Genomic DNA, 16,435 nt, shown 5'->3' with positions numbered 1-16,435 from the left:
GCTCAGGCCGCCTGCGCAACGATCTCGGGCTGGCGGGCCGAAGCCTGCATCATCTGCGCCGCCTTCTCGCCGATCATCATGGCGGGCGCGTTGGTGTTGCCGCTGACCAGCGTGGGCATGATGGACGCATCCACCACGCGCAGGCCCTGCAGGCCGTGCACACGCAGCTCGGCGTCCACCACGGCCATCGCGTCCGTGCCCATCCTGCAACTGCCCACCGGGTGGTAGATGGTGTCGGCGCGCTGGCGCAGCAGGGCTTCGATGTCGGCATCCGAGCGCGTCTCGGTGCTCCACATCTCGGTGCGCCAATGCGCGCGCAGCGCCGGCTGGTGAAGCAGCTCGCGCGTGAGCTTGAAGCCGGCCACCATCTGCGCCATGTCGTCGGCATGCTGGAAGAAGCCTGGGTCGATCAGCGGCGCGGTGCCGGCATCGCGCCCGGCCAGCCTGACGGTGCCGCGGCTTTGCGGGCGCAGCAGGCACACATGGCAGGACATGCCGTGCCCCAGGCGCATCTTGCGCGCGTGGTCTTCCACGGCCGCGACGACGAAGTGCAGCTGGATGTTCGGCCGCGCCTGCGCGGCGCTGGTGCGCAGGAAGCCACCACCTTCGGCGAAATTGCTGGTCAGCATGCCGCGGCGCTCGGCGCGGTAGCGCTGGACGGCGCGCCAGAAGGCGAAGCCGCCGCGCAGGGACAGGCCGAAGGTGTCGAGGCTGCTGCTGCGCAGGCCGAACACAAAGTCGGGATGGTCCTGCAGGTTGGCACCGACACCGGGCAGGTGGTGCAGCACGGCGATGCCCTGCGCCTGCAGTTGCGCCGCATCGCCCACGCCGGACAGCATCAGCAGCTGCGGCGACTGGATGGCGCCCGCCGCCAGCACGACCTCACGCCTGGCCTGCAGCCGACGCAACACGCCGCCCACCTTCACCTCCACGCCCACCGCGCGGCGGCTGTCGAACAGGATGCGCTGCACCTGTGCCTGCACGGTCACGCGCAGGTTGGGCCGGCCCAGGTGCGGGCGCAGGTAGGCGCGGGCCGCACTGCAACGCTCGCCGCGGTCCTGCGTGACTTGGTAGATGCCAACGCCTTCCTGCGTCTCGCCATTGAAGTCGGCATTGATGACGTGGCCCGCCTCTCGCCCGGCGGCCAGCCAGGCAGCCTGCAGCGGGTTGTCGGTGCGCAACTGGCTGACCTTCAATGGCCCATCGCGACCATGCAGCGGGGCGCCGAAGGTGTCGTTGCCCTCGCTCTTGATGAAGTGCGGCAGCACGTCGCTCCAGCCCCAGCCGGGGTTGCCCAGCGCGGCCCAGTGGTCATAGTCCTCGCGCTGGCCGCGGATGTAGACCATCGCGTTGATGCCCGACGAGCCACCGAGCATCTTGCCGCGCGGCACATAGCCGCAGCGGCCATTCAGGCCCGGCTGCGGCACCGTCTCGAAGGCGTAGTTGTGCAGCTTGCTGGGCACCATCAGCACGGCACCTGTGGGCACCGTCCCCAGCCAGTTGCTGACGTCGGCACCTGCTTCCAGCACCAGCACCTGGGTGCCGGGGTCTTCGCTCAGCCGGCCGGCGAGCGCCGAGCCGGATGAGCCACCACCGATGACGATGACGTCATGGGCCTCGTCGAAACCTTGGGTGTCGTTCATGGGTCAGGCGATGCGTCGCAGCAGCGAAAGAAGTTTCTCGAAGGTGGCGCCATACGGCGGCTGGAACAGCTTGGTGCCGGCAAAGCGGGACTGGATGAACAGCGGCTTCTCCTTGCTGAAGGTGCGAAAACCCCATTCGCCGTGGTACGAACCCATGCCGCTGGCGCCGACGCCACCGAAGGGCTGCTCCTCCTGGCCCAGGTGCCACAGGCAATCGTTGATCGTCACGCCGCCGGCATGGGTCTCGCGCATGACGTGGTCACGCGCCGCGCCATCCTGGCCGAACCAGTACAGCGCCAGCGGACGGTCGCCGCGGTTGATGTGGGCCAGGGCCTCGTCGACCTTGTCGTAGCCGACGATGGGCAGCAGCGGGCCGAAGATTTCCTCCTGCATGACGGTGGCCTCGGGCGGCACGTCAAGCAGCAGAGCCGGCACAAGGCGACGGTCGTCGGGCTGCTCGTCGTGGCTGCGCAGCACGCGTGCGCCGCGCTCGGCGGCATCGGCGATCAGCCCTTGCAGACGCGCGAGGTGGCGCGGCGTGGCGATGCTGGTGTAGTCGGCGTTGCCGGCAATGCGCGGGTACATGCGGCGCATCTCGGCCAGGATCTGCTCGCTCAGCGGTTCGACCATCTCGCGCGGCACCAGCAGGTAGTCGGGCGCGACGCAGGTCTGGCCGGCGTTGAAGAGCTTGCCGAAGGCCAGGCGCGAGGCGGTGAGCCGCAGGTCGCAGCTGCGGTCGACGACGGCCGGTGACTTGCCGCCCAGTTCCAGCGTGACCGGCGTCAGGTTGCGGGCGGCGGCCTGGGCCACGTGGCGGCCCACGGCGGTGGAGCCGGTGAAGAACAGGTGGTCGAAGGGCAGCGTCGTGAAGGCCTTGCCCACTTCGGCGTCCCCGGTGATGACCTGCATTTCCTCGGGCTTGAAGTGCTCGGCGACGATGCGCGCCATCAGCTCGCTGGTGGCCGGCGTCAGCTCCGAGGGCTTGATCAGCACGCGGTTGCCTGCCGCCAGCGCGGCGACGGCAGGCTCCATGGCGAGGTAGTACGGATAGTTCCAGGGCGACACGATGCCCACGACACCCAGCGGTTGGCGCATCAGCACATTGCGGCCGGGCAGGAAGTGCAGCGGCGTGGCGACGCGCCGGGTCTTCATCCAGCGGCGCAGATGCTTGATGGCGTGGCGGGCGCCGGACTCGACGGTGAAGATGTCAGCCAGCAGCGATTCCTGGCGGGCGCGATGGCCGAAGTCCTGGGCCATGGCAGCGGCGATGGCCTCGCCGTGCTGGCGTGTCATGGCCAGCAGGCGCTGCAGGCGGTCGCGGCGCACCTCGTACGAAGGCATGCGCTCAGCCTCGTAGGCGCGGCGCTGCGCCGTCAGCGCCAGATGCAGGCGCTCCTGCAGGGCGGTGTCCATGGGCATGTCTCCGGTTCTCGATCTAGTGCGTCGAGGCTAACCGCAAGACGGGCCCCCACCATCGGGGGAGGCCCTGGACTAGAGAAGTACGTCTAGAGCCGGATTAATGGCGGAAATGGCGTACGCCTGTGACCACCATCGCGATGCCGCGCTCATTGGCGGCAGCGATGACTTCGTCGTCGCGCATGGAGCCACCCGGCTGGATGACACAGCTCGCGCCCGCGTCGGCCAGCACGTCAAGGCCGTCGCGGAAGGGGAAGAAAGCATCGCTGGCCACGGCCGAGCCCTGCAGGCTCAAGCTGGCGTGTTGGGCCTTGATGGAGGCGATGCGGGCTGAGTCGAGGCGGCTCATCTGGCCGGCGCCCACGCCCAGCGTCATGCCGCCGCCGCAGAAGACGATGGCATTGCTCTTCACATACTGGGCCACGGTCCAGGCGAACATCAGGTCGTCGAGCTGCTGGGCGGTAGGCTGCAGCGTCGTGACGACCTTGAGGTCTTCGCGCTTCAGGAAGTGGTTGTCGGAGGTCTGCAGCAGCAGGCCCGAGCCCACGCGCTTGCTGTCGCCGGCATTGCGGCCCTGGTCCCAGGGGCGCGAACCACCCGGCGGCAAGGCGATCTGCATCAGGCGCACATTGGCCTTGGCCTTGAAGATCTCCAGCGCTTCGGCGCTGAAGCTCGGGGCCATCAGCACCTCGACAAACTGCTTGGCGACGAGCTGGGCCGCCGCGCCGTCCACTTCGCGGTTGAAGGCGATGATGCCGCCGAAGGCGCTGGTGGGGTCGGTCTTGAAGGCCTTGCTGTAGGCCTCGGCCGCGGTGCCGGCCACGGCGACGCCGCAGGGGTTGGCGTGCTTGACGATGACGCAGGCCGGGGTGTCGAAGCTCTTCACGCATTCCCAGGCGGCGTCGGCATCGGCGATGTTGTTGTAGCTCAGCTCCTTGCCCTGCAACTGCTTGCCGGTGACGAGCGAACCCGGCGCCGGGAACAGGTCGCGATACAGCGCCGCGCTCTGGTGCGAGTTCTCGCCGTAACGCAGGTCTTGCACCTTGACGAAGGTGGCATTCATCTGCGCCGGGTATTCGGATTTGGCGCCGTCCTCTTGAAGCGCCGACAGGTAATTGCTGATGGCCGCGTCGTACTGGGCGATGCGGTTGAACGCGGCCACCGAGCAGGCGAAGCGCGTCTTGTCGCTGGTCTTGCCGTGGGCCTTCAGCTCGTCGAGCACCGTGCCGTACTGGGCCGCGTCGGTCAGCACCGTCACGTCCTTCCAGTTCTTGGCCGCGCTGCGCACCATGGCCGGGCCGCCGATGTCGATGTTCTCGATGGCGTCTTCCAGCGTGCAGCCGGGCTTGGCCACCGTCGCCTCGAAGGGATAGAGGTTGACGGCCAGAATGTCGATGCGCGTGATGCCGTGCTTTTCCATCGCCGCAACATGCTCGGGCGTGTCACCGCGCGCCAGCAGGCCGCCGTGGATCTTGGGGTGCAGCGTCTTGACGCGGCCATCCATCATCTCGGGGAAGCCCGTGTGCTCGGCCACCTCGGTCACCGGCAGGCCGGCGTCTGCCAGCAGCTTGGCGGTGCCGCCGGTGGACAGCAGCCTGGCGCCCAGGGCGTGCAGCGCCTTGGCGAATTCGAGGATGCCGGTCTTGTCGGAAACGGAGAGAAGTGCGGTGAGTTGCATGACGGCTTAGAGGTTGTGATCGGTCAGCTTGCGGCGCAGCGTGTTGCGGTTGATGCCCAGCCATTGCGCGGCCTTGCTCTGGTTGCCGCCAGCCTCACGCATGACGATCTCGAACAGCGGTTTCTCGACCAGCTTGACCAGCATCTCGTGCATCGAGTGCGGCTCCTGGCCGTCGAGGTCGCGGAAGAAGGCTTCGAGGTTGTCGCGCACGCAGGCGTCGATGGGGTTGGGCGTGGTGTTCTTCTGGGCACTCATGACAGGGCGCGAAAAAGGTTTCAGGCGGCACAGGCTTCGTCGGCCTGTGCGTCTTCGTCGTTGGCGGCCGCGACGGTGGGCGGCAGCCGGTCGTGGGTCTGGCCGAGTTCATCGAACCAGTCACGCAGAGCCTGCAACTGCAGGTCGCAGCTCTCGAGCGTATTCATGTGCTGGCGGAAGGCTTCGCCGCCGGGCAGGCCGCGCACGGCCCAACCGATGTGCTTGCGCGCACTGCGCATGCCGCTGAGCGCACCGTACAGGCCGTAGTGGTCGTGCAGATGCTCGCTCAGCCAGTCGCGTGCTTCAAGCACGGTGGGCGCGGCTAGGTGTTCGCCTGTCGCCAGAAAGTGGGCCACCTCGCGGAAGATCCAGGGCCGGCCCTGGGCGGCGCGGCCGATCATCAGCGCGTCGGCACCGGTGTAGGCCAGCACGTCGCGCGCCTTCTCGGGGCTGTCGATATCGCCATTGGCGACCACCGGAATTGTCAGCGCTGTCTTGACGGCCGCAATCGTGTCGTACTCGGCCAGGCCCTTGTAGCCCTGCTCGCGGGTGCGTCCGTGGATGGTCAGCATGGCGATGCCGGCCGACTCGAACAGGCGCGCCAGGCGCAGCGCATTGCGCTCGTCTTCGCTCCAGCCGGTGCGCATCTTCAGCGTGACCGGCACGCCGCGCGGCGTAGACACGGCGACGACGGCCTCGACGATCTCCAGCGCCAGCGCCTCGTTGCGCATCAGCGCCGAGCCCGCCCATTTGTTGCACACCTTCTTGGCCGGGCAGCCCATGTTGATGTCGATGATCTGGGCACCGCGGTCGATGTTGTAGGCGGCGGCCTCGGCCATCATGGCCGCGTCGGTGCCGGCGATCTGCACGGCAATCGGTCCCGGCTCGCCACTGTGGTCGGCGCGTCGCGAGGTCTTGAGGCTGCCCCACAGTTCCTTGCGCGACGTGACCATCTCGCTGACCGCGTAACCCGCGCCCAGGCGCCGGCAAAGCTGGCGGAAGGGCCGGTCCGTCACTCCCGCCATCGGCGCCACGAAGAGCCGGTTGGGGAGAAGGTGAGGGCCGATTTGCACGAGACGTCTGCTTAAAAAAGAGGCGAGATTGTAGCCATCCGGCCGCACCGACAATGACCGCCATGGAAGCCTGGCTCGGTCAATTCATCAGCGAGCTGCTCGCCGCCCTGGCTCTGCCCCAGGTCGGGCTGGTGGCCGTCTTCATCATCACTTTCGTCTCAGCCACTCTGCTGCCACTAGGCTCTGAGCCGGCCGTCTACCTCGTCGTCAAGGCAGACCCGAGCATGTTCTGGGCCGTCATTGCGGTGGCCACGGTCGGCAACACGCTGGGCGGCATGACGAGTTGGTGGATAGGCTACGGCGCCGAGAAGGCGGTCGAGGCGGTGAAGCACCACGAACCCTCGCATTCGCGGGCGATGCGGTGGTTGCAGCGTTTCGGCCCCAAGGCCTGCCTGATGAGCTGGCTGCCCATCGTCGGCGACCCGCTGTGCGCCGTGGCCGGCTGGCTCAAGCTGCCGTTCTGGCCCTGTGTGGGCTGGATGGCGCTGGGTAAGTTCCTGCGCTTCCTGCTCTATACCGTTGCCCTCATCTGGCTGATCCCGGAGACCTGGATTTCATGACCACCATTGCCTACCAAGACCTCGCGGCGCGCCAGCAGCGCCTGCACCACCTCGGCCATCTGCAGGCCATCGCCCAATGGGATCAGGCGGCCAACATGCCGGCCAAGGGCAACGAGGCACGCAGCTTGGCCCTGGCCGAGATGGACGGCCTGTTGCACCAGTTGGCGACCGACCCGGCCCTGCCCAGCCTGCTGGACGCTGCCGCCAGTGAGCCGCTGGACGAAGGCCAGCGCGCCAACCTGCGCGAGATCCGCCGCGCCTGGCGCGCCGCGAACGCGCTGCCCCAGGCGCTGGTGGAAGCCAAGAGCCTGGCCAACAACCGCTGCGAGCACGCCTGGCGCAGCCAGCGCCCGGCCAATGACTGGGCCGGCTTCGCGCCGAACCTGCGCGAGGTGTTGAAGATCGCCCGCCAGGAGGCCGAGCTGCTATCGCAGAGCGCAGGACTGTCCAGGTACGACGCACTGCTCGACAACTATGAGCCCGGCATGCGCGGCGCCGACGTCGAGGCGGCCTTCGCGCCGCTGCGCGGCTGGCTGCCGGGCCTGATCCGCGACGTGACGGCTAAACAGGCTAGCGAAACCGTCATCGAGCCCGTGGGTCCCTTCCCCACCGCAGCCCAAAAGGCCCTCGGGCTGGATGCGATGAAGCTGATGGGCTTCGACTTCGCTGCCGGCCGCCTGGACGAAAGCACCCACCCCTTCTGCGGCGGCGTGCCCGAGGACGTGCGCATGACGACGCGCTACCGTGAGGACGACTTCCTGCCCAGCCTGATGGGCACCATCCACGAAACCGGCCACGGCCGCTACGAGCAGAACCTGCCGCGCGACCTGCTGGGCCAGCCGGTCGGCCGCGCACGCTCCATGGGCATCCACGAGAGCCAGAGCCTGTCCTTCGAGATGCAGCTCGGCAGCCACCCCGCCTTCGCCGGGCTGCTGTCGCCACTGCTGGTGAAGCACTTCGGTGATCAGCCCGCCTTCGAGCGCGGCAATCTGCACAAGCTGCTGACACGCGTGAAGCCCGGCCTGATCCGCGTCGATGCCGACGAGGTGACCTACCCCGCGCACATCCTGCTGCGCTTTGATATCGAGCGCGCGCTCATCGAGGGCCAGGCCGAGGTGGACGACATCCCGGCGCTGTGGGACGCCAAGATGGCCGAGTTGCTCGGCCTGGACACGCGCGGCAATTTCAAGGACGGACCGATGCAGGACGTGCACTGGCCAGCCGGCCTGTTTGGCTACTTCCCCTGTTACACGCTGGGCGCCATGTACGCGGCGCAGTGGTTTGCGGCGATGAGGTCCCAGCGCAACGACCTGGATGTGCAGATCGCCCGCGGCGAACTGGGCACGGTGTTCGACTGGTTGTCCACCCATGTCTGGCAGACGGCGAGCCGCTATGAGACGCCCGAACTGGTACGGCGCGCCAGCGGCGAGGGCTTGAACCCGGCGCATTTCGAGGCCCATCTGCGCGACCGCTATCTGGGCAGCTGAATCCGGGCCAAGACGGACAGCTTGTCGACAGCTTTGGCTATGGTGCCGAAACAAAAAAAAGGGCCACTCCTGCGGGAGCGGCCCAATCAGTTACAACAATCTCTCTCTTCAATCCACTGCGCTTCCCCGGCCCCCCGGCCTTCTCCACGCGTGGCGCCCGGTTTGTAGGGTCCCGGACTGGGCCGCTGCAATGCGAACAGCGACCGTGATTGCATTCTGAGCACATGCGGCCGGGCTGGCATCCCCGCAAGCCCAGGGGTGGCCCAGCTACGGCGTGACGAGCGTCACAGCAGCAGCGCCAATCGTTCCAGGATCAGCACGCCGAAGAAGGCCAGGCCGGCCACCAGCGTCCATTTCATGATCATCAGCCCCAGCCGCCGCCAGCGCGCCTGGCCGGTGGCGATGGAGACGGCGAAGCAAAGCACGGCGGAGAACAGCAGCAGGCCGATGACCAGGCGAGCGATCAGCATGTAAACGCTCTCATCACCAAGCTGGTGCCAGTTCCGCGAAGCCCTTGGGCGCCGCACGCTCGTCGTCAAACCTGACGATCTCAAACGCCGATTCGTCGGCCAGCAGCGCGCGCAGCAGCTTGTTGTTCAGCGCGTGGCCGCCCTTGAACGATGTGTAGGCCGCCAGCAGCGGCATGCCGGCCACCTGCATGTCGCCGATGGCGTCCAGGATCTTGTGCTTGACGAACTCGTCGTCGTAGCGAAGACCGTCGGCATTGAGCACCTTGTAGTCGTCGACGACGATGGCGTTGTCCATCGAGCCGCCCAGCGTCAAGCCACGCGAGCGCATCAGGTCGATGTCGGCCGTCATGCCGAAAGTGCGCGCGCGGGCGATCTCCTTCTTGTAGGTGCCCGAACCCATGTCGAAGACGAACTGGCTGCCGGTGGCCGCCACGGCCGGGTTGTCGAACTCGATCTCGAAGCTCAGCGTGTAGCCGTGGTGCGGCTCGAGCTTGGCCCACATCAGCTTCTTGCCCTCGCCCTGGCGCACTTCGACGGGCTTCTTCACGCGCAGGAAGCGCTTGGGCGCGTCCTGCATGACGATGCCGGCCGACTGCAGCAGGAAGACGAAGCTCGCCGCCGAGCCATCCAACACCGGCACCTCATCGGCGTTGATGTCGATGATGAGGTTGTCCAGGCCCAGGCCGGCGCATGCGGACAGCAGATGCTCAATGGTCTGCACCTTCGGGCCGCCCGGGTCGCCGCCCGGGCTGATGGTGGTGGCCATGCGCGTGTCGCTGACCGACGTGACGCTGACCGGGATGTCGACCGGTGGGCAGAGGTCGACGCGGCGAAAGACGATGCCGGTGTCCACCGGCGCCGGACGCAATGTCAGCTCGACCTTCTGGCCGCTGTGGATGCCGACGCCGACGGCGCGCGTGATCGACTTCAGAGTGCGTTGCTTGACCATGGGTCAATTGTCCAAGATCACACGAGGGCCTGCTGGCGCTACGGCAATGGGTCGCGTTGCCGCAGCGCCAGCAGGCCCTACTCTTTGCGCTCCACGGGCAATCTGAGAGACAGGCGCGTGCCCATGCCCGGCTGGGAGTCGATGCGCAGCTTGCCGCCCAGGCGCTGGGCGCGCTTGATCTGGCTCTTCAAGCCGCGGCCGTGCTGGATGCTTTGCAGGTCGAAACCGGCGCCATCGTCCTCGACGCGGATCTCGACATAGCTGCCGTGATGACGCGTCACCATGCGCACCCGGCTGGCCTGGGCGTGCTTGAGCACGTTGTTCAGCGCCTCCTGCATCAGGCGCAACACGTGCAGTGCGTCGGGCGGCTCCAGCCAGGCCAGGGGCGGCAGGTCCTGCACGTCCCAGTCAAGCTTGAGGCCGCCGATCTGCAGCCGCTTGCCGAGCCGGTAGCGCATCGTCGCCAGTAGCGAGACGAGGTCGTGGCCGACCGGCTCCAGCGAATCGATGACCAGCCGCAGGTCATCCACGCATTCGCGCAGCACTTCCACGCACTGCTCGTGCGACATGCTGCCCTGCTCCATGGCCACCAGCGCCGACAGCAGCGACGAGCCCAGGCCATCGTGCATGTCGGCCATGATGCGCTGGCGCTCCAGCAACAGGGCCTGCTGGCGCTCGGCCTCGCGCAATTGGGCGTTCTGGGCGTGCAGCACCGAGACCTGCTCATCCAGGTCCTCCTGCAGCTGGCTGTTCTCGGCCTGCACCTGCTCGACCGCCCCGACATAGCGGCGCTGCACCGCGTGCAGGAAGCTGAGCATGACAGCCAGCGTCGCGAACGGCATCAGGAAGAAGTGCTCCGGCCAGGCCCAGCCGGCCAAGACGGCCAGGTCGTGGCCGCCGAGGACGACGCCGAATATCAGCGCTACAGCCATGATGCGCAGCTCGGTGCGTCGCTCTCGCCAGGCCAGGAAAGACACCCAGGCCGTGCCGATGGCGGCAACGCCGGCCGTGACCGTGTATTGCATGACAACCATGTCGAGCTGGCGCAGCCACAGCGGCATGCTGAGCAGGCTCACCAGCGTCACACTGGCGATCAACGCCCATTCCAGCCACAGGATGCGCCGGCTCGCAAAGCGCAGCGCGAACAACAGCGCCGTCAGCATGACCCAGCCCATGGACGCGTGCGTGGCCCACCAGAACCAATCCTGCCCTGCAGGCGAGGCCGGCAGGCTGACGTAATAGTGCAGGTTGCGCACCATCCAGGCGGCGGTACCAAGAGCGAAGAGGCCATAGATGGCCTCGGGGCGGCGCAGCCACAGCGTCAGCGCGAACATGCCCAGTACTGCCAGCGTCAAGCTGACGGCCTGGGGCAGGCCGTTCTGGGCGCGCACCCGCCACAGCCAGCGTCGTTCCAGCTGGTCGCGAGGGGCGATCCAGATGCGTGACACGGCGTGATAACTGCCCGCTGGCACCGGCAGGGCGACCACGACATCCAACCCCTGTGGCCCGATGCCGGGCAAGGGCAGCCACAGGGGCTGCACCCATTGCTCGCGCTCGGCATGCTGGTTGTCCAACAGGGCCTGCCAGCCTTTGTCGGTGCGCGCCAGCACGGCGGCCGACAACGTGACCAGGCGCGGCAGATACAGCGCCATGGCTTCGTCCCGCCCGCCCGGCACATGGAGCCGGTACCAGCGCATCTCGTAGCCCCGTGCATCGCTGACCATGGCCGCGCCGGGGCGTGAGCGCACGTCAGGCATCGCCACGGGTTTCCAGGCCGCTTCGTCGGCGGGGGGCAGCAGTTCCGGCGGCAAATCGAGATGGTCGCCGCCGACCACCGTGTGGTGCCGTAACGCGGCCCACCAGGCATCGAGCTGGTCGCGCGTCCAGGCGGTGGTGGCAAGCTCGGCGGGGGCCGCATCGTCGCCCCCGGCCCGTGTGCTGGGTTGGGGCAATCGCTGTGCCTGCAATGGCGCGCAGGCCAGCAAGGCCAGCAGCAGCAGGCCGCGGCGCCATATCAGGCCCAACTCAAGCATCCCTATGATTTCTTCTAGGCGTTGACATGGGGCGCGAGCATGCCACAGGGGGTGGCCGCAGCCCAACCGCCGCAGCGCCGCTGGGCGACAGGTGGCGACCGTTCAGCCGCCGGCGGGCAGACTCTTGCGGGCGGCCTCGCGCAGCTCGCAGGACAGCGTGGTGTCGCCGCCGACAGCGCGCGACAGCAGCAGCGCCCCCACCAGCGTGGACAGCATGGCCAGCGCCTGCTCGCGCTTCTCGGCTGCCTCGTCAGCCGGCATCTGATGTTGCAGCGTCGCGACGAGGCTGGCGACGCCTTCGGCAAAAGCTTGCTTCACGGCCGGACCGCCGCGCGCGGCATCTCCGGCCAGCGCGACGAGGCCGCAGCCGGCACCGATGTGGTCACGATGGGCGTCGGACAGATAGGCCTTGACCCATGCCTGCAGGCTGCGGTCGGTCTGCTTCTTCCACTGCTCGCGATTGCCCTGCAGCGCACGTCGCGTGGCCTGGGCGGCCAGATCGTCCTTGGACTCGAAATGGCCATAGAAGCCGCCACGCGTCAGGCCGGCAGCCTGCATCAGATCGTTCAGGCCGATGCCATCGAAGCCGCGCTCGCGAAACAGCTGGGCGGCGTTGTCGAGGATGCGTTCGCGGTTCTCTTCGGCCTGGGCGCGGCTGACCTTCATGACGTCTCCTGAGGGCTTTCGGACGGGACTTGACTGATTTTATATGTTGACCGACATTTATATCAATCATGTTGACTGACATGAATAAACAGATCGAGAAGGATCGCCATGAAGCTCAAGAACGCCGTCGTCTTCATCACCGGTGCCAACCGCGGCCTGGGCCGTGCCTTTGCCGAGGCCGCGCTGGCCGCCGGTGCGGCCAAGGTCTACGCCGCGGCGCGTGACCCCGCCTCCATCGACCTGCCCGGCGTCGTCCCCATCGCACTGAACGTGACCGACATCGCCCAAGTGGCCGCCGCGGCCGTGCAGTGTCCCGACGTGACGCTGCTGATCAACAACGCCGGCATCTCGCAGGGCGCTGGCGTGCTCGCCGACGACGCCATCGCCACGGCGCGCCGGCATCTCGACATCAACTTTTTCGGCGTCTGGGCGCTGACCCAGGCCTTCGCGCCCGTGCTGCAGGCCAATGGCGGCGGCGCGGTGCTGAATGTGCTGTCCGTGCTGAGCTGGGTGACGCTGCCGGGCCTGACGCCCTACAGCGCCAGCAAGGCCGCCGCCTGGGCGCTGAGCAACGGCCTGCGCAGCGAGCTCAAGGCCCAGGGCACGCAGCTGACCAGCCTGCATGTCGGCTATATGGACACCGACATGACACGCGGCCTGGAGGCGCCCAAGTCCGCGCCGGCCGATGTCGCCCGCCTGGCCCTGGCCGAGCTGGAAGCCGGTGCATTCGAGGTGCTGGCCGATGACATCAGCCGCCAGGTCAAGCAAAGCCTGTCCACGGCCGAGCCCGCCTACGCCGACTGAGCCCGCCCAGGAGATCGCCATGCCTGCCTCCCAAGCCTTTGCTGCGCCCTTCACAGTTCATGACGACGGCCTTCTTGCGGCGGCGCGCCATGCCTTCTCAGCACCCGAGCGCGTGCCGCTGACGGCCGAGGAGCGCGCCGCGCTGGCCGGCCACGCCGAGCCGCCGCTGCGCCACGAAGGCCACAAACTCGCGCGCTGGACGCTGGGCGCCGGCCCGCGTGTCGTCCTCGTGCATGGCTGGAACAGCCGCGGCGCTCACCTGCTCGGCTTCGCCCGGATCCTGGTCAAGGCTGGTTTCTCGGTCACCCTTTTCGATCTGCCCGCTCATGGTGATTCGACCGGCCACGCGGCCAGCGTCGTGCATGCCGGCCGCGCGCTGCGCGCCGTGGTGGCCGACATCGGCACGGAAGTGCACGGCGTCATCGGCCATTCGATGGGCTCGGCCGCGGCGCTGCTCGCCTTCGCGCACGGCTGGCGGGTCCGACGCAGCGTGCATCTGGCCGGCCCGTCCTCGCTGACGCCCATGGTCAAGGGGCTGGCCGCTTCCCAGGGCCTGGGCCCAGCGGATGCGGCCGCATTCGCGGGCTGGGTGGAGCGTTTCATCGGCACGCGCATCACCTATGTGGACCTGGAACGGCTGCAGCACGGCCTGCAGCACCCCGCGCTGATCGTGCACGACCCGGAGGATCGCACCGTGCCCATCGCAGCGTCCGAGGCCCTGCACGCGGCCTGGCCCGGTTCGCGGTTCGAGCGGGTGAGCGGGCTGGGGCACCGCCGGCTGTTGATCGATGCCGATGTGATCGCCCGCAGCGTGGCCTTCATGGCCGACGGAGCAGTTCGATGAGCACCGTGCCGCGCCCCTGGCTGCTGACGCTGGCCGCGTTGTCGGCACTGGCGACCCTGTCCACCAACATCCTGCTGCCGTCACTGCCCGTGATGGCGCAGGCCCTGGGGTCGAGCGAGGCAGCCATGACGGCCGTGCTCAGCCTCTTCCTCGCCGTATTCGCGCTGGCCCAACTCATCGTCGGCCCGCTGTCGGACCGCATCGGCCGCCGGCCCGTCGTGTTGGTCGGATTGGCCGTCTTCATCGTGGGCAGCGTGGTTTGTGCATTGGCGAGCGATCTGGCGTTGCTGCTGTTCGGCCGCGCACTGCAGGCCATCGGGGTGGCCGCCGCATCGGTGCTGGCACGCGCCGCCGCCCGCGACCGTTTCGAAGGCCAGCAGCTTGCTGCGCTGCTCGGCCGCATCATGGTTGTGATGGCCGCCGCGCCCGGTTTTTCGCCGCTGCTCGGCGGCCTCGTGCAGGCCGCCTGGGGCTGGCGGGCATTGTTCGTCGTGCTCGTGTTGGCCGGGCTGGCGCTGGCCGCAGCGTATCTCGGCATCGTCGGCGAGACGCTGCCCGTCGAGCGGCGGCGGCATCAGCCGGTGGGCACGCTGGCGCGTGGTTACGTCCTGCTTCTGGGTGAGGCGCGCTTCATGCGCCCCGCACTTGCGACCGCCGCCATCCTCTGCGCGCTGTTTGCGTTCTTCGGTACGGCACCGCTGGTGCTGGCGCGTGACTTCGGCTTCAGCGCGCTGCAGGTCGGCCTGTTCTTTGCCACGTCGGTGTTCGTCGTCTTTGCTGCAGGCCAGACCGCGCCGCGCTGGGCGGCACGGTGGGGCGGGCCTACGGTGTTGCGGGTCGGCGCCGTGCTGGCAACTCTGGGCGGCCTGCTGATGCTGGCCGGTGGCGCCGCAGGCCTTGCCGGCTTTGCCGTCGCAGTGGCCATCTTCCTGTTTGGCATGGGCCTGGTGTCACCCACCGGCACGGCGCTGGCGTTGACGCCATTTGCGTCGCAGGCTGGCCAAGCTTCAGCGCTGCTGGGCTTTCTGCAAATGGCGGCTGCAGCGCTGCTGACGACCACCGCTGCAACCTTGCCGGGTGCGCGCATGGATGCGTTAGCGCTCGTGCTGGCCAGCGGTGGTTTGATGGCCTTGCTCTGCGGTTCCGCGAAGCCCGTCCAAGCTGCCGTTCGTGCCTCTTGAAAAGCAAAAGGGCGAACCTCACGGCTCGCCTTTTTATAAGCAGCTGCTGATCAATCAGCTTGCTTGCGCAGGAAGGCCGGGATCTCGATCTCGTCCATGCCGTTGGACGACAGCGCCTCGACCTTGGCCGCGGCACTGCCCGAGCGGCCATGGCGCCAGACGCTGGGCACATTGGCGTTGGCGAAATCACCCAGGCCCAGGCCGACATTGGCTTGCTGCGCCGTCGGCGTGGCCATGGCCACCGCCTGCGTCAGCACAGGCATGCCGTCGGTACCGTTGCGCACCACCTGCTGGGTCTGCACGACCTGCAGCGGCGCCTGCTGACGGGCACGGCCGGCCGTCAGGCCTGTGGCGATGACGGTGACGCGCAGCGCGTCGCCCAGGCTCTCGTCGTAGGCGGTGCCGAAGATGACGTGAGCCTCATCCGAGGCGTAGCGCTTGATGGCATTCATCGCGTTGCGCGACTCGCTGAGCTTGAAGTTGCTGCGGCCCGCGGCGATCAGCACCAGCACGCCGCGCGCGCCGGACAGATCGATGCCTTCCAGCAGCGGGCAGGCCACGGCCGCTTCAGCGGCCTTGGCGGCGCGGTCCGGGCCGGTGGCTTGCGCCGTGCCCATCATGGCCTTGCCCGGCTCGCTCATCACCGTCTTGACGTCTTCGAAGTCGACGTTGACCAGGCCGGGGATGTGGATGATGTCGGAAATGCCGCCAACGGCGTTCTTCAGCACGTCATTGGCGTGCGCGAAGGCCTGATCCTGCGTGACATCGTCGCCCAGCACATCGAGCAGCTTGTCGTTCAGCACGACGATCAGCGAGTCGACATTGGCTTCGAGCTCGGCCAGACCGGCGTCGGCAGCCTTGGCGCGCCGGCCGCCCTCGAAATCGAAGGGTTTGGTGACGACGCCCACCGTCAGGATGCCCATTTCCTTGGCGACGCGGGCAATCACTGGCGCGGCACCCGTTCCGGTACCGCCGCCCATACCGGCGGTGATGAACAGCATATTGGCGCCAGCGATGGATTCGCGAATGCGGTTTTCGGCTTCTTCAGCCGCCGCCTTGCCCATTTCGGGTTTGGCACCAGCACCGAGACCGGAGGTGCCGAGTTGCAGCAGCTGGTCGGCCTTGGACCGATTCAGTGCCTGCGCATCGGTATTGGCGCAGATGAATTCCACGCCCTGAACGCCCTGGGCGATCATGTGGTCCACGGCGTTGCCGCCGCCACCACCGACCCCGATCACCTTGATTTGGGTGCCTTGGTCAAACTCTTCGATCATCTCGATGGGCATATCGATCTCCTAACTACTGCAATTGTGCCGTGGCACGCAATGGATGACTAGTTGCTGAAACAAATTTTTCGTGGCTACTGTTGGTTTTGG

Annotated in this window: 15 protein-coding genes; 5 read left to right on the top strand and 10 right to left on the bottom strand. The window is 67.7% G+C overall.

What is annotated here, in order from left to right; translation table 11 throughout:
- Positions 1-2: 2 nt before the first annotated feature.
- The 5 genes from ASC95_RS06060 to dusB form a co-directional block, all read right to left on the bottom strand.
- Positions 3-1,643, bottom strand: coding sequence for a GMC family oxidoreductase (locus ASC95_RS06060; protein WP_057296812.1), 1,641 nt, complete (start codon positions 1,641-1,643; stop codon positions 3-5).
- Positions 1,644-1,646: 3 nt separating this feature from the next.
- Positions 1,647-3,056 (bottom strand): coniferyl aldehyde dehydrogenase, encoded by a 1,410-nt coding sequence (locus tag ASC95_RS06055; protein ID WP_057296811.1) that lies wholly within the window; start codon positions 3,054-3,056, stop codon positions 1,647-1,649.
- Positions 3,057-3,159: 103 nt separating this feature from the next.
- Positions 3,160-4,737 carry a bifunctional phosphoribosylaminoimidazolecarboxamide formyltransferase/IMP cyclohydrolase gene (gene purH / locus ASC95_RS06050; RefSeq protein ID WP_057296810.1) on the bottom strand — a complete coding sequence of 526 codons (1,578 nt, stop codon included), beginning with the start codon at positions 4,735-4,737 and terminating at the stop codon, positions 3,160-3,162.
- Positions 4,738-4,743: 6 nt separating this feature from the next.
- A complete protein-coding gene (locus ASC95_RS06045) occupies positions 4,744-4,992 on the bottom strand; it encodes a helix-turn-helix domain-containing protein (protein ID WP_056202949.1) in 249 nt (82 codons plus the stop codon).
- Between the two features lie 20 nt (positions 4,993-5,012).
- Positions 5,013-6,065 (bottom strand): tRNA dihydrouridine synthase DusB, encoded by a 1,053-nt coding sequence (gene dusB / locus ASC95_RS06040; RefSeq protein WP_057296809.1) that lies wholly within the window; start codon positions 6,063-6,065, stop codon positions 5,013-5,015.
- 62 nt (positions 6,066-6,127) lie between these two features.
- Between dusB and ASC95_RS06035 the strand changes: the two genes are divergently transcribed.
- A complete protein-coding gene (locus ASC95_RS06035; protein WP_057297070.1) occupies positions 6,128-6,625 on the top strand; it encodes a YqaA family protein in 498 nt (165 codons plus the stop codon).
- Entirely contained in the window at positions 6,622-8,112 is a 1,491-nt protein-coding gene (locus ASC95_RS06030; RefSeq protein ID WP_057296808.1) for a carboxypeptidase M32, read from the top strand. The genes ASC95_RS06035 and ASC95_RS06030 overlap by 4 nt, the downstream gene beginning before the upstream one ends.
- Before the next feature lie 284 nt (positions 8,113-8,396).
- On the opposite strand, the gene ASC95_RS06025 is transcribed toward ASC95_RS06030, so the two are convergent.
- The 4 genes from ASC95_RS06025 to ASC95_RS06010 form a co-directional block, all read right to left on the bottom strand.
- Positions 8,397-8,582 (bottom strand): hypothetical protein, encoded by a 186-nt coding sequence (locus tag ASC95_RS06025; RefSeq protein WP_057296807.1) that lies wholly within the window; start codon positions 8,580-8,582, stop codon positions 8,397-8,399.
- Between the two features lie 13 nt (positions 8,583-8,595).
- Positions 8,596-9,531, bottom strand: coding sequence for a UDP-3-O-acyl-N-acetylglucosamine deacetylase (gene lpxC / locus ASC95_RS06020; RefSeq protein WP_057296806.1), 936 nt, complete (start codon positions 9,529-9,531; stop codon positions 8,596-8,598).
- Between the two features lie 77 nt (positions 9,532-9,608).
- Positions 9,609-11,564: a sensor histidine kinase gene (locus ASC95_RS06015; RefSeq protein ID WP_057296805.1), complete on the bottom strand. Its 1,956-nt coding sequence runs from the start codon at positions 11,562-11,564 to the stop codon at positions 9,609-9,611.
- Positions 11,565-11,666: 102 nt separating this feature from the next.
- Positions 11,667-12,230, bottom strand: a complete 564-nt coding sequence (locus tag ASC95_RS06010; RefSeq protein ID WP_057296804.1) for a TetR/AcrR family transcriptional regulator — start codon at positions 12,228-12,230, stop codon at positions 11,667-11,669.
- Between the two features lie 108 nt (positions 12,231-12,338).
- Between ASC95_RS06010 and ASC95_RS06005 the strand changes: the two genes are divergently transcribed.
- The 3 genes from ASC95_RS06005 to ASC95_RS05995 are packed head-to-tail and all read left to right on the top strand — an operon-like array spanning position 12,339 to position 15,059.
- Positions 12,339-13,034, top strand: a complete 696-nt coding sequence (locus ASC95_RS06005) for an SDR family oxidoreductase (protein WP_057296803.1) — start codon at positions 12,339-12,341, stop codon at positions 13,032-13,034.
- Positions 13,035-13,053: 19 nt separating this feature from the next.
- Positions 13,054-13,878 carry an alpha/beta fold hydrolase gene (locus ASC95_RS06000; protein WP_057296802.1) on the top strand — a complete coding sequence of 275 codons (825 nt, stop codon included), beginning with the start codon at positions 13,054-13,056 and terminating at the stop codon, positions 13,876-13,878.
- Positions 13,875-15,059, top strand: coding sequence for a Bcr/CflA family efflux MFS transporter (locus ASC95_RS05995; RefSeq protein ID WP_057296801.1), 1,185 nt, complete (start codon positions 13,875-13,877; stop codon positions 15,057-15,059). Before ASC95_RS06000 ends, ASC95_RS05995 begins: the two co-directional genes overlap by 4 nt.
- Positions 15,060-15,109: 50 nt before the next feature.
- Here the strand turns inward: ASC95_RS05995 and ftsZ are convergent, their stop codons facing one another.
- On the bottom strand, positions 15,110-16,345 hold the full coding sequence (ftsZ, locus tag ASC95_RS05990) for a cell division protein FtsZ (protein ID WP_057296800.1): 1,236 nt from the start codon (positions 16,343-16,345) through the stop codon (positions 15,110-15,112).
- Between the last annotated feature and the right edge of the window lie 90 nt (positions 16,346-16,435).

It is taken from the genome of Pelomonas sp. Root1217, from assembly GCF_001425705.1.
Lineage (GTDB): Bacteria > Pseudomonadota > Gammaproteobacteria > Burkholderiales > Burkholderiaceae_C > Pelomonas.
The sequence above is the reverse complement of the archived record's forward strand: the minus strand, read 5'-3'. Positions and strand labels throughout refer to the sequence as shown.

Excerpts from the sequence above, each read along its gene's own strand:
- ASC95_RS06060 (WP_057296812.1), bottom strand. The coding sequence starts at position 1,643 with ATGAACGACACCCAAGGTTTCGACGAGGCCCATGACGTCATCGTCATC.
- ASC95_RS06055 (WP_057296811.1), bottom strand. The coding sequence starts at position 3,056 with ATGGACACCGCCCTGCAGGAGCGCCTGCATCTGGCGCTGACGGCGCAG.
- purH (WP_057296810.1), bottom strand. The coding sequence starts at position 4,737 with ATGCAACTCACCGCACTTCTCTCCGTTTCCGACAAGACCGGCATCCTC.
- ASC95_RS06045 (WP_056202949.1), bottom strand. The coding sequence starts at position 4,992 with ATGAGTGCCCAGAAGAACACCACGCCCAACCCCATCGACGCCTGCGTG.
- ASC95_RS06035 (WP_057297070.1), top strand. The coding sequence starts at position 6,128 with ATGGAAGCCTGGCTCGGTCAATTCATCAGCGAGCTGCTCGCCGCCCTG.
- ASC95_RS06030 (WP_057296808.1), top strand. The coding sequence starts at position 6,622 with ATGACCACCATTGCCTACCAAGACCTCGCGGCGCGCCAGCAGCGCCTG.
- ASC95_RS06025 (WP_057296807.1), bottom strand. The coding sequence starts at position 8,582 with ATGCTGATCGCTCGCCTGGTCATCGGCCTGCTGCTGTTCTCCGCCGTG.
- lpxC (WP_057296806.1), bottom strand. The coding sequence starts at position 9,531 with ATGGTCAAGCAACGCACTCTGAAGTCGATCACGCGCGCCGTCGGCGTC.
- ASC95_RS06015 (WP_057296805.1), bottom strand. The coding sequence starts at position 11,564 with ATGCTTGAGTTGGGCCTGATATGGCGCCGCGGCCTGCTGCTGCTGGCC.
- ASC95_RS06010 (WP_057296804.1), bottom strand. The coding sequence starts at position 12,230 with ATGAAGGTCAGCCGCGCCCAGGCCGAAGAGAACCGCGAACGCATCCTC.
- ASC95_RS06005 (WP_057296803.1), top strand. The coding sequence starts at position 12,339 with ATGAAGCTCAAGAACGCCGTCGTCTTCATCACCGGTGCCAACCGCGGC.
- ASC95_RS06000 (WP_057296802.1), top strand. The coding sequence starts at position 13,054 with ATGCCTGCCTCCCAAGCCTTTGCTGCGCCCTTCACAGTTCATGACGAC.
- ASC95_RS05995 (WP_057296801.1), top strand. The coding sequence starts at position 13,875 with ATGAGCACCGTGCCGCGCCCCTGGCTGCTGACGCTGGCCGCGTTGTCG.
- ftsZ (WP_057296800.1), bottom strand. The coding sequence starts at position 16,345 with ATGCCCATCGAGATGATCGAAGAGTTTGACCAAGGCACCCAAATCAAG.